Origin of the sequence: Pelotomaculum sp. PtaB.Bin117 (assembly GCF_002067195.1) — a bacterium.
Taxonomy (GTDB): Bacteria; Bacillota; Desulfotomaculia; order Desulfotomaculales; family Pelotomaculaceae; genus Pelotomaculum_D; species Pelotomaculum_D terephthalicicum.
Genome location: NZ_MVQM01000063.1, coordinates 1 through 12,774 on the forward strand (window position 1 = coordinate 1; position 12,774 = coordinate 12,774).

At 48.9% G+C, this 12,774-nt stretch carries 9 protein-coding genes, 1 tRNA gene and 1 other annotated feature; all 10 genes read right to left on the minus strand.

All coding sequences use genetic code 11. From position 1 onward, the window contains the following. Window positions 1-188: 188 nt before the first annotated feature. Window positions 189-3,722 (minus strand): DNA-directed RNA polymerase subunit beta', encoded by a 3,534-nt coding sequence (rpoC, locus tag A4E54_RS03950; protein ID WP_286724534.1) that lies wholly within the window; start codon window positions 3,720-3,722, stop codon window positions 189-191. Between the two features lie 20 nt (window positions 3,723-3,742). Beyond that, window positions 3,743-7,537, minus strand: a complete 3,795-nt coding sequence (rpoB, locus tag A4E54_RS03955; RefSeq protein WP_240083078.1) for a DNA-directed RNA polymerase subunit beta — start codon at window positions 7,535-7,537, stop codon at window positions 3,743-3,745. Between the two features lie 496 nt (window positions 7,538-8,033). Continuing rightward, window positions 8,034-8,414: a 50S ribosomal protein L7/L12 gene (rplL, locus tag A4E54_RS03960; protein ID WP_240084334.1), complete on the minus strand. Its 381-nt coding sequence runs from the start codon at window positions 8,412-8,414 to the stop codon at window positions 8,034-8,036. A gap of 156 nt (window positions 8,415-8,570) precedes the next feature. Beyond that, the gene (rplJ, locus tag A4E54_RS03965; protein WP_240084335.1) at window positions 8,571-9,098 is read right to left on the minus strand and encodes a 50S ribosomal protein L10; all 528 of its coding nucleotides are present in this window, start codon (window positions 9,096-9,098) and stop codon (window positions 8,571-8,573) included. 78 nt (window positions 9,099-9,176) lie between these two features. Then, window positions 9,177-9,317 (minus strand) — a sequence feature (ribosomal protein L10 leader region). 41 nt (window positions 9,318-9,358) lie between these two features. Then, window positions 9,359-10,057 (minus strand): 50S ribosomal protein L1, encoded by a 699-nt coding sequence (gene rplA, locus A4E54_RS03970; protein ID WP_240084336.1) that lies wholly within the window; start codon window positions 10,055-10,057, stop codon window positions 9,359-9,361. A gap of 65 nt (window positions 10,058-10,122) precedes the next feature. Continuing rightward, window positions 10,123-10,551 carry a 50S ribosomal protein L11 gene (gene rplK, locus A4E54_RS03975; RefSeq protein ID WP_240084337.1) on the minus strand — a complete coding sequence of 143 codons (429 nt, stop codon included), beginning with the start codon at window positions 10,549-10,551 and terminating at the stop codon, window positions 10,123-10,125. A gap of 26 nt (window positions 10,552-10,577) precedes the next feature. Continuing rightward, window positions 10,578-11,105 carry a transcription termination/antitermination protein NusG gene (gene nusG, locus A4E54_RS03980; protein WP_240084338.1) on the minus strand — a complete coding sequence of 176 codons (528 nt, stop codon included), beginning with the start codon at window positions 11,103-11,105 and terminating at the stop codon, window positions 10,578-10,580. Window positions 11,106-11,160: 55 nt separating this feature from the next. Then, the gene (gene secE / locus A4E54_RS03985) at window positions 11,161-11,532 is read right to left on the minus strand and encodes a preprotein translocase subunit SecE (protein WP_240084339.1); all 372 of its coding nucleotides are present in this window, start codon (window positions 11,530-11,532) and stop codon (window positions 11,161-11,163) included. A 107-nt stretch (window positions 11,533-11,639) separates the two neighbouring features. Continuing rightward, the gene (gene rpmG, locus A4E54_RS03990) at window positions 11,640-11,789 is read right to left on the minus strand and encodes a 50S ribosomal protein L33 (RefSeq protein ID WP_240084340.1); all 150 of its coding nucleotides are present in this window, start codon (window positions 11,787-11,789) and stop codon (window positions 11,640-11,642) included. Between the two features lie 244 nt (window positions 11,790-12,033). Next, window positions 12,034-12,110, minus strand: a tRNA-Met gene (locus A4E54_RS03995). Window positions 12,111-12,774: the final 664 nt, after the last annotated feature.

Sequence of the window (12,774 nt, forward strand, 5' to 3'; positions counted from 1 at the left end):
AAGCCATAACTGCTTAACCCCCTGAAATCCGGACACTTTAGTATCTTATCACCACAAGATGCCATTGTCAATATTGTACTATTCAGGAGACAGAATTCAGTAGTCAGTATTCAGAATACTACGAAACGATAACCAGTTCTCTTATTCGACTGCTGACTCCTGTCTACCGACTCCTGACTTCTAATGAGTTATACAGTCGTCGTCAAAAAATCATCCTGCACCTGGTCACTTTCGATTATATCTTCGTCACCGTCATACTCCTGCTCATCCACCCCTTCTTCATTTATGATATTGATGCTGATGTTGCGGTAGCGGGACATCCCCGTGCCGGCCGGAATCAGCTTGCCGATGATCACGTTTTCTTTCAGGCCGATGAGCGGGTCCAACTTGCCCTTAATCGCCGCCTCGGTAAGCACTCTGGTAGTCTCCTGGAAAGACGCGGCGGACAGAAATGAATCAGTGGCTAAAGAAGCCTTGGTAATACCCAGCAGCACCGCCTTGGCGGTGGCCGGTTCGCCCCCCAACGCCTCAACCCGGGCATTTTCATCTTCAAACTCGAATATGTCAATCAGGCCGCCCGGCAGCAGGTCGGTATCGCCGGGGTCATCTATTTTAATTTTCCGGAGCATTTGCCTGATCATTACCTCAATATGCTTATCGTTAATATCCACACCCTGCAGCCGGTAAACCCGCTGCACCTCTTGCAGGAGATAAATCTGCACACCCTGTACTCCCTTGATCTTGAGCAGGTCATGCGGGTTTACCGACCCCTCTGTCAATTCATCACCGGCGTCAACCTGGTCACCGTTTTTAATTTTGAGACGCGCTCCGTAAGGCACTTGATAAACAGCTTTTTCGCCGTCTGCGGCGGTAACTTCAATTTCCTTGCGGCCTTTGATTTCACGTACTTCGACCACGCCTGCCTCCTCGGCGATAATAGCTTGACCCTTGGGGCGCCGTGCCTCGAAAAGCTCTTCCACCCGCGGCAAGCCTTGGGTAATATCATCCCCGGCCACGCCGCCGGTATGGAAGGTGCGCATGGTAAGCTGGGTGCCCGGCTCGCCGATGCTTTGAGCGGCAATGGTGCCGACAGCCTCACCGATATCAACATTGCGGCCGGTAGCCAGATTGCGCCCGTAACATTTGATGCACACGCCGTAACGGGTTTTGCAGGTTAAAACGGAACGAATCTTTACTTTTTTTATACCTGCTTTAATAATCTTCTCAGCATGTTCTTCAGTAATTTCTTCATCCGCTTCTACTATGATCTCCACATCGCCATTGGCTTTTTCCACCTTGATATCCTCAAGGGCTACCCGTCCGATAATCCGGTCTTCAATTTTTTCAATAACTTCGGCGCCGTCTTTAATCTCCTCGACGGTAATGCCCTGTGAAGTGCCGCAGTCAATTTCCCTGACGATCACATCCTGGGCGACGTCCACCAGACGGCGGGTCAGGTAACCGGAGTCGGCCGTGCGCAGCGCGGTGTCGGCCAAGCCTTTTCTGGCGCCGTGGGTGGAAATGAAATATTCCAAAACGGTCAGGCCTTCCCGGAAGTTCGCCTTAATCGGCAGGTCGATAATCCGGCCGGAGGGATCAGCCATCAGGCCCCGCATCCCGGCAAGCTGGCGGATCTGCTGGATATTGCCGCGGGCGCCGGAATTGGCCATCATATATACCGGGTTAAAGCGGCCAAGCGTTTCATTCAGCGCTTCGGTCACTGTTCTCGTGGCTTCGTTCCAGATTCCGATTACTTTCCGGTAGCGCTCGTCTTCCGTAATCAGGCCGCGGCGGTACTGCAGCTCCACTTTCTCAACCTGCTGTTCGGCGTCCTTGAGAATTTCCTTTTTCCGTTCCGGAATCGTGATATCTTGAATGCCAATGGTTACTCCCGCTTTAGTGGCAAAAGTAAAGCCCAGTTTTTTAATGCCATCCAGCAGTTTGGTGGTGGCTGAAAAACCCAGCTGCCGGTAACAGTCATCAACGACCCTGCTCAACACTTTTTTATCGGCTATCTGGTTAATATACCCTAATTCAGGAGGTATAACCTCGTTAAAAATAGCCCTGCCGACAGTGGTTTCAAGCATGCTTTTATCGGGCATCCGCACTTTTATCCTGGCATGCAGGGAAATAACATTGTTGTAATAGGCCATCACAGCCTCTTCGCGGTCTTTAAAAACCTTCCCTTCTCCCTGTACGCCGGGCTCTTCCACGGTTAGATAGTAGATGCCCAAAACCATGTCCTGGGTAGGTATGGCCACCGGGCGGCCGTCCTTGGGGTTCAAAATATTATTTGAGGAAAGCATCAGCAACCTGGCCTCTGACTGCGCCTCCGCGGACAGGGGCACGTGCACGGCCATCTGGTCGCCGTCGAAGTCGGCGTTATAAGCCGTGCAAACCATCGGATGGATCTGAATGGCCTTTCCTTCCACCAGCGTCGGCTCGAAAGCCTGGATGCCCAGGCGGTGCAAGGTGGGAGCGCGGTTAAGCAGCACAGGATGTTCGCTGATCACATCTTCAAGCACGTCCCAAACCTCCGGGCGCACCCTTTCCACCATGCGCTTAGCGCTTTTAATGTTATGGGCGTGGCCATCATTCACCAGGCGTTTCATGACAAAAGGCTTAAACAACTCAATAGCCATTTCTTTGGGTAAGCCGCACTGGTGGATGTTCAAATCCGGACCGACAACTATAACCGAGCGGCCGGAGTAGTCAACCCGCTTGCCAAGAAGATTCTGGCGGAAGCGTCCTTGCTTTCCTTTCAGCATATCGCTCAGCGATTTTAAAGGGCGGTTGCCCGGGCCGGTAACCGGCCTGCCCCGGCGTCCGTTGTCAATCAAGGCGTCCACAGCTTCCTGGAGCATTCTTTTTTCATTCCTGACGATAATGTCCGGCGCGCCCAGATCCAGCAATCTTTTTAGACGGTTGTTGCGGTTGATCACCCGGCGGTACAGATCATTCAGGTCAGAAGTGGCAAAACGCCCGCCATCCAATTGAACCATGGGACGAAGCTCGGGAGGAATCACCGGAACCACGTCCAGCACCATCCACTCCGGCCGGTTTCCCGATTTGCGGAAAGCCTCCACCACTTCCAGACGCCTGATCGCCCTGATTTTGCGCTGGCCGGTGACGTCTCTCAGCTCCTGGCGAAGCTCTTTGGTCTGTTCCTCCAGGTCGATTTCCTCCAGGAGAATCTTGATGGCTTCAGCGCCCATGCTTGCTTTAAAAACATTGCCGTATTTTTCCCTGTGCTCCCGGTACTCCGTTTCAGTAAGCAGCTGCTTTTTGATTAACCCGGTCTCGCCGGGATCGGTGACAATATATGAAACAAAGTACAAAACTCTTTCCAGAGCGCGCGGAGACATGTCCAGCAGCAAGCCCATCCGGCTGGGAATACCTTTAAAATACCATATGTGCGAAACCGGGGCGGCCAGCTTGATGTGACCGAGGCGCTCCCGGCGCACTTTGGAACGGGTCACCTCAACCCCGCACCGGTCGCAAACCACTCCCTTGTAACGGACACGTTTATACTTGCCGCAGTGACATTCCCAGTCACGGGTCGGCCCAAAAATACGCTCGCAGAACAACCCGTCTCTTTCCGGTTTCAAAGTACGGTAATTGATTGTCTCGGGTTTTTTCACCTCACCGCTGGACCAGCTGATGACTTGTTCGGGAGACGCCAGGCCGATGCGGATACGGTCAAAATTATTTAATTCCAGCAAAAGAATCCCTCCTTCTGGAGTTACTCGTCTTCCAGTTCGAAATCATCTTCCTGATAACCTTCATTAAACCCCTCTTCGTCCACATCGTCGTCGTAATCTTCATGATTGACGACTTCAGGCAATTCTTCTTGCTGTATGTCAATACCCAGCTCTTTCGCTGTTTCAGTGATATCCTCTTCGACTTCTTTAATTTCGATCTCCCGGTCGTCTTCAGACAATACCCTGACGTCCAGCCCAAGGCTCTGCAGTTCTTTTATCAGTACTTTAAAGGACTCCGGCACACCTGGTTCCGGCACATTTTCCCCTTTGACGATGGACTCGTAAGTTTTTACCCGGCCGACCACATCGTCCGACTTCACGGTCAGGATCTCCTGCAGGGTATAGGCCGCGCCATAAGCCTCCAGCGCCCACACCTCCATCTCGCCGAAACGCTGTCCGCCAAACTGGGCTTTGCCGCCCAGCGGCTGTTGGGTAACCAGCGAGTAAGGTCCGGTGGAACGCGCGTGAATCTTGTCGTCCACCAGGTGGGCCAGTTTTAGCATATATACGTAACCCACTGTTACCGGGTTGTCAAAAGGTTCTCCCGTGCGCCCGTCATACAGCTGCATCTTGCCGCTCTCAGGCAGTCCCGCTTCCTTTAGTTTATCAAGAATGTCCTTTTCCGAGGCCCCGTTGAACACCGGCGTGGCCACATGGTAGCCCAGCGCCTTGGCGGCCCATCCAAGGTGCGCCTCCAAAACCTGCCCGATATTCATCCGGGAAGGCACGCCCAGGGGGTTCAGGACTATTTCTATCGGTGTGCCGTCCGGCAGAAAAGGCATATCCTCTTCCGGCAAAATGCGGGCAATAACACCTTTATTGCCGTGGCGTCCGGCCATCTTGTCGCCTTCGGAAATTTTCCTTTTTTGGGCGATATACACTCGCACCAACTGGTTCACGCCGGGCGGCAGTTCATCTCCGTTATCCCTTGAAAAAACCTTCACATCAACAATTTTACCTGCTTCACCGTGCGGCACTCTAAGGGAGGTATCCCTTACCTCACGCGCCTTTTCGCCAAATATGGCCCGCAAGAGACGTTCCTCGGCGGTCAATTCGGTTTCCCCCTTGGGCGTGACCTTGCCGACCAGGATGTCGCCGGGCCGCACTTCCGCGCCCGCCCGGATAATCCCCCGCGAGTCCAGGTCTTTCAAAATCTCCTCGCCGACATTGGGAATATCCCTGGTGATCTCTTCGGGACCCAACTTGGTGTCGCGGGCGTCGCATTCATATTCTTCTATATGAATCGACGTAAAGAAATCCTCCTTTACCGCCTTCTCGCTAACCAGGATGGCATCTTCATAGTTATAACCTTCCCAGGGCATAAAGGCCACCAGGATATTCCGGCCAAGCGCCAGCTCGCCGTAGTCGGTGGAAGGGCCATCGGCGATCACCTGGCCCGCTTCCACACGGTCACCCCGCTGTACAATGGGTTTTTGGTTGATGCACGTGCCCTGGTTGGAGCGGGTAAACTTCAACAGCTTGTATTTGTCAATGCCGGCCGGCCGGTAAACCAGATTCAAATCGACTGCTATCGAAAAGGTCTTGATTCCTTTACGCTGCAGGCTATCCAAATCCCCCTTGTTTATTATTTTATCTTTTTTAATGTGAATTTCTGCCTTGTCAGGCGCATAAATATCTTTCAAGGCCCTGATTTCTTTTATTTGAGGCACATGGTATTTTTTTTCATCCATTACTTGTGAAACAGGGATATTATAAATTTTCAGCCGGTATAATGTCTGTCTCATATGAGCAGGGATTTCTTCCAGCAGCCCTGTTCTCTTCAGCATTTCAACCACGGCTTCGGTAATTATATCGCCCTTTCTGGCCAGTGTTTCATTTGTTTCGCTAGAAATATCATAGGGCCATGTTCCCTCATACCTGGCGTCTGTCTTAACAATAATGTCGTTCGCGGTTACTTGCTCAATAATACCCGGATTTTTGGCAATCACCACCACCCCGGAATCCCTGGCGGCCTTATATTCAATCCCGGTGCCGACCAGGGGCGCCTGCGTTTTTAATAAAGGAACAGCCTGGCGCTGCATGTTTGCTCCCATCAAGGCCCGGTTTGCGTCATCATGTTCCAGAAACGGAATTAACGCCGTCGCTATACTGAATACCTGTTTTGGCGACACATCCATAAAATCCACCCGGTCGGCGGGAACTACCACAATTTCCGGAGAGCGGGCATTGACCCGGTTTTCCTGGAAATGACCTTCCTCATCCAACGGCGCGTTGGCCTGGGCTATAACGCAGCCCTCTTCTTTATCCGCGGTTAGATAAACTATCTCATCGGAAACCCGTTTGTTAGCCTTATCAACCTTGCGATAAGGCGTTTCAATAAAGCCAAGCGGGTTAATCCTGGCATAAGTGCTGAGTGAGCCGATCAGGCCGATATTGGGACCTTCAGGTGTCTCAATCGGACACATCCGGCCATAGTGTGAATTGTGGACGTCACGCACTTCAAAACCTGCCCGTTCCCGTGACAAACCACCCGGTCCGAGCGCGGAAAGACGCCGCTTATGGGTCAGCTCGGCGAGCGGGTTGGTCTGATCCATAAACTGGGATAGCTGACTTGACCCGAAGAACTCTTTAATGGCGGCGACTACCGGGCGGATGTTAATCAATACCTGTGGGGTAATCACATCCACATCCTGAATGGTCATTCTCTCGCGGACCACCCGCTCCATTCTGGACAAACCAATCCGGAACTGATTCTGCAGCAACTCGCCAACCGAACGCAAGCGGCGATTGCCAAGGTGATCGATATCGTCCACATGACCTTCCGATCTCACCAGACCCAACAAGTACTTGACTGTCTCAATAATGTCTTCCCTGGTCAGTTCCCTGATAAATTCACGTTCTTTGGGCAATTCTTTTTTCAGATAAGGATCAAACTCGGTTTCCCCTTTGGCGTTTTCACCATAACGGTAAAGAATGCCATGCTGCAGTTTTTCCTGAATCTTGTAACGGCCGACATTAGCCAAGTCATAGCGTTTAGGGTCAAAAAACAACGCTTCCAAAAGCGATCTCGCGCTTTCAACCGTAGGCGGCTCCCCGGGTCGCAAGCGCTTGTAGATCTCCACCAGCGCCTCTTCTTCAGTGTCGCAATTATCCCGGGACAAGGTTTCCTGAATACTTTTATCCTCGTTGAAGAGTTCGTTAATCACCATGTTGGTGCTGTAGCCAAGCGCGCGCACCAGAACGGTTGCCAATATCTTCCTGGTGCGGTCAATCCTGACAAAAATATGGTCGTTGACATCAGTTTCAAATTCCAGCCAGGCGCCCCGGTTGGGTATTATAGTGGCCGTGTAGAGCTTTTTACCGGTCGGATCGATAATTTCATTAAAATAGACACCGGGCGAACGGACCAACTGGCTTACTATCACCCTTTCGGCCCCGTTGATAATGAAAGTGCCCTTTTCGGTCATTAGAGGGAAATCTCCCATAAAGACTTCCTGTTCTTTGACCTCCCCGGTTTCTTTATTGATTAATCGCACCTTGACCCGCAAAGGAGCGGCAAAGGTTACGTCCCTTTCTTTGCACTCCTCCACTGAGTATTTCGGATCACCGAGGGTATAGTCTAAAAACTCAAGAACCAGGTTTCCGGTAAAATCCTGGATAGGAGATATATCATGGAAAACCTCTCTTAACCCCTCTTTTAAAAACCAATCATAGGAATTGCGCTGGACCTCAATAAGGTTGGGCAGTTCCAAGACTTCTTTCAGTTTACCGAAACTCTTTCGGCCTCTGCCCCCCACCTTCTCGGGATAAATCATCTAGCGCCTCACACCCCCGTCCCCAAATAAGAAAAATATTTACCGGCCATTCAGCAAAAAAACGCAAATACCGCTAGCGTGTCCTTTATCCACAAATCCCCGGAGGGGATTTTAACGATATGTTTAAACCGAAACAATGAAAAGCAAGGCTTTGTTTTTCTTTACAATACCTCGCTTTATACAAAATCAGACTATCTTAAATATTATTGCCATAATAATACAATAAAATACTTTGCTCTACAGAACCATTACCCACCCGTACACATATTAACAATCTATGCAATAAATATAGTAGATATTTAATGACATTTTTAAATTTTAGCACATCATATAATGTTTGTCAAGGAATTATTTGAAGGAAAGCAGCAGGAGTCAGGAGTCAGCATTCAGAATCTCATTCTGACTCCTGGCTCTTAACTCCTCCTGAGCAGTTGCATCTCCTTAACGGCAACCACTAAAAAGGGGCCGGAGCCCCTTTTGTGTTGCTTCCAGCTGTCTACTTGATTTCCACAGTGGCGCCGGCTTCGGTGAGCTTGGCTTTTATTTCTTCGGCCTCTTGTTTGTTAATCTTCTCCTTGACCGCCTTGGGCGCCGCATCGACCAGATCCTTGGCTTCTTTCAGGCCAAGAGCGGTGATTTCCCTGACAACCTTAATCACGTTAACCTTTTTATCGCCAATAGCGGTAAGAATTACATCAAATTCAGTCTGCTCCTCGACTTCAGCGGCGGCTGCGGGAGCTGCTCCAGGGGCGGCGGCAACAGCCACCGGGGCGGCGGCGCTAACCCCGAACTCCGTCTCAAAAGCTTTGACCAATTCGGACAGCTCCAGAACAGTCATGCCTTTTACTGCTTCAAGAATCTCTTGCACTTTAGACATTTGCGTAAACCTTCCTTTCAATTAAGAAATCTTTTAATATTTTCAGGTGTTTAGAATTAAGCAGTCGGTCTTCAGAATATTTCGCTCCGATTAACCATCATCTCATGCTGACTCCCGGCTTCTGAATTCCGAATCCTGAGTCGTGGCATAATCCGGCTAAGCTTCACCGGCGCGCTGCTGGCGAACCGCCTCCAAAGTGTAAACAAAACTGCGGATAGTTCCTTGAAGTACACCTGCAAAACCATAAAGCGGGGTTTGCATGCTACCCAGTATCTTAGCCAGAAGCACCTCACGCGGGGGTAAATCAGCCAGATTTTTAATACCCTTGGCGTCGATGACTTTTCCTTCCAGAATCCCGGCCTTAATATCCATCTTTTTAGTTTCACGGATAAAATCGACAAGTATTTTGGCAGGCGCCACCGGATCTTTGCCAAAGGCAATCGCCACGGGACCCTCCAGGTACTGTTCCACACCCTCAACGCCAAGGCGTTTGGTAATTAAACCGGTCAGGGTATTCTTCGCCACCTTTAATTCACAACCTGCTTCCCGCAGCTTCCGGCGCAGTTTTGTGGCCTCAGAGACATTCAAGCTACGGAAATCGGCAAAGATCGATACTGTAGAGCCTTCAAATTTTTCTTTTAACTCTGAAAGAATTTCTTCCTTTTTTTCTTTGGTGATAGGCACTCTTTGATAACACCTCCCTTCTGAGCGGTTGGTAGTTAGTAGTTGGCAACCAAATATTCTAACAACCAACAACAGACAACCAACAACCAAAATGGCCTCTGCAGACAGAAACACAGAGGCCACGTTATTTATACGCGGGGGAAAAGGCCTCGGCCGGCGGCTTTTCTAGGCCATTATGCAAATTGCACCGGCTGTCTACAGCTTATTATTTATTTTTTAGGTAAGCCCGCAGGCCGCCATATCTATAATCATATGGAACGCTAGAGAGAAGCTTTTTGGGTATTAACCCTTACTCCCGGCCCCATGGTAGACGACAAAGAAATGCCTTTGAGGTACTGGCCTTTAGCCGAAGCAGGCTTGGCCCTGTTCAGGACATCTAGCAAAGTGCGCAGGTTTTCCTGCAGCGCTTCGACGCTGAACGAAACCTTACCGATCGGAGCATGAATAATACCTGCCTTATCCACCCTGTACTCGATTTTACCAGCCTTTACTTCCTGCACGGCCCGGGTGATGTCAAAGGTGACGGTTCCGGTCTTGGGATTGGGCATCAGGCCGCGGGGACCCAGAATCCGTCCCAGCTTGCCCACGGTCCCCATCATATCCGGGGTTGCGATAGCCACATCAAACGCCAGCCAGCCTTCTTGCTGAATTTTAGCCACCATATCTTCCGCACCTACAAAATCAGCGCCTGCTTCTTCAGCTTCCTTAGCTTTATCGCCTTTTGCAAACACCAGCACGCTGCGTGTTTTGCCTGTTCCATGCGGCAGTACAACCGCGCCACGCACTTGTTGATCGGCATGCCGCGGGTCCACACCCAGACGGATGGCTACCTCAACAGTTTCATCAAATTTTCCGGGGGCTGTTTTTTTTACCAGCGCAAGCGCCTCGGCCGGTTCATAAGCCGCGCTGCCGCCAATTTCCTTTAATGCGCTTAAATACTTCTTCCCATGTTTTGGCATTATGTTTTTCCTCCTTGTGGTTTTAGCGGAAATGTTTCCTCCCACTTACCCTACGCATTAACTTGTCAACCTTCTACGATCTCAATACCCATGCTGCGGGCAGTGCCCTCAACCATCCGCATCGCCGCCTCCACATCGGCGGCGTTTAAGTCGGGCATCTTTATTTCAGCAATCTCACGGACTTTAGCGCGAGGGAGTTTCGCAACCTTTTTGCTGTTAGGTTCACCGGAAGCCGTTTCAATCCCCGCCGCCTTCTTTAGCAGGACGGCCGCAGGCGGAGTTTTGGTGACAAAAGTAAAGGAACGATCTTCAAAAACAGTAATCTCCACCGGGATGATCAAACCCGCTTGAGCAGCGGTACGCTCATTATATTCCTTTACAAAAGCCATGATATTTACTCCGTGCTGTCCCAGAGCCGGCCCTACCGGCGGCGCCGGGGTGGCTTTGCCTGCCGGAACTTGCAGTTTTATTATGGCAGACACTTTTTTCGCCATCTGCATCCACACCTCCTGTTCAATAGTTATGATGTTTTCTCTATCTGACTAAAATCCAGTTCAACCGGGGTTTCCCGTCCAAACATGGAGATTAATACTCTTATTTTTTGTTTTTCCGTGTTGACATCTTCAATTATCCCGATAAAGTTTTCAAACGGGCCGGAAATTACGCGGACATTTTCACCTACGGAAAGAGTAATCCGCGTCCGCGGCTCGTCAACTCCCATCCTTCTGATAATCTGCCTGGCCTCGTCGTCATTCAAAGGGATAGGTTTTGAACCTGAACCCACAAAACCTGTCACTCCGGGGGTGTTGCGCACGACATACCAGGAATCGTCGGTCATAAACATCTCCACCAGCACATACCCCGGAAAAACCTTCCGCTTGGAGATTTTCTTTTTGCCGTCCTTTATTTCAATTTCATCTTCCATCGGCACGAGTATGCGGAAGATCTTCTCTTCCATACTCATTGAATCGATCCGTTTTTCCAGGTTTGCTTTTACCTTATTCTCATAACCGGCATAGGTATGTACGACATACCACTTCTTCACCATAAAATACAAGGGACCTTTTTCTTAGTCTTAGGTCCCTCACCCCCTTAAAGAAAAATTATCTTGGCAAAAACTGTCCCAGGACCCTACTCATAATTTCGTCAAACAACCAAATCAAACTGCCTACGATTACTACCGCCAATAATACCACCGCAGTATATGCAACAACCTCCCGGCCGTTAAGCCAATGGACCTTTTTTAACTCATTCAGCACTCCACGCAGAAACTTCTTTATCTGTTCAACCCGGTTCACTTTGTCTTTTCTGACAATAATCTTGCCGGCATCCTTTTTTACCAACACTTTCTTTTCCTTGCTGGCCGCATTTTCTTTGCTGGCCGCAATTGTATTCTTTGACTGCTCTTTCGGGCTGGTTTCTTTTTTGTAAGTCTTTTTTTTATTGTTGCTATCTTGTTTTTTCATCAATGCCATAAAACGCCACATCCTTAACTTTTATCTCAAACGCGCCCGACCTGAAATAATACCGGCGTATACCATCAGACCAGAATGCGGCTGTGATTTCAAAAGATAGCCGTTAGCTACCTGGTTTCCTTATGCAAGGTATGGGTCTGGCAAAACCTGCAGTACTTCTTCATTTCGATCCTGCCGGGATCGTTTTTCTTATTCTTCATGGTAGTGTAATTTCTACGTTTACACTCAGTGCAAGCTAATGTAACACCTACTCTCACAAAAGCCACCTCCCCCAAAACTAAAAAAAAATTCTACCCCTTTTTGAGAATTAACCTTACTGAATTTATCACAATTAAATGACCGTGTCAATAGCTTCCCCGCACACCCTAGTCGTATTTTAACAAACTTTCTGGCTTATTATACCATGTGTTGTCTTTATCATCATCACGGGCGGCAAGCGGGAAAAACATGATTCCCCAAATGAAAAATAAAAACCAGTGATCATATCACCGGTTTTTTCTTTGGTAGCGGCGCAGGGACTTGAACCCCGGACACCACGGGTATGAACCGTGTGCTCTAACCAGCTGAGCTACGCCGCCATATTAAGACATTAAAAATAATATCAAAAACCAAATTCCCTGTCAAGCAGAACGATCATTATTTAACCTTTCCTACCTCGTGGCAGTTCTGTTTCTTCTAAATTTTAAGACCAAAAGACGACAAAGGCATAAAGAAAAGAGCCCGAAGGCTTTTTAATGTTTTACTTGTAACTTTTAAATTTCTTAATTAATTTTTCCCAAATATCATATTTCATCATTGGTGTGCATAATTTACAATTTTCAGGATACATAAGACTCAAACAATTAAACTCCTGATTATTTAATGCTTTTTCTGTTCAGTAAAATCCTTCCTTCTTTTCATTAAAATCAAATTCAATCTTCACGTTCTTGTTAACTCTATCGCAATAAAATCTCATTGCATTTTTCATACCTTTTATCACTCCCTTACTTGCTACATTCGCCGGAAGGGATGATAGTTCCTGCAATGCAATAAAATAAACAAGGCCGCTAGTCTCTCCTCCTGTCCTACCAACCTGGAGGCAAACCGTTTTTATGCTTGCCGGTGATTGGGAAGCAGCCATCAAGCCGTATAGGAAAAAAGTACCCATTAAGTCTTATTAAAAATGAAGATTCATAAAAAAACGCGCTAAAATTTGAAAATGACACCCCTAAAAAACCGCATAAAAAAAGCCCTTAAACCCTT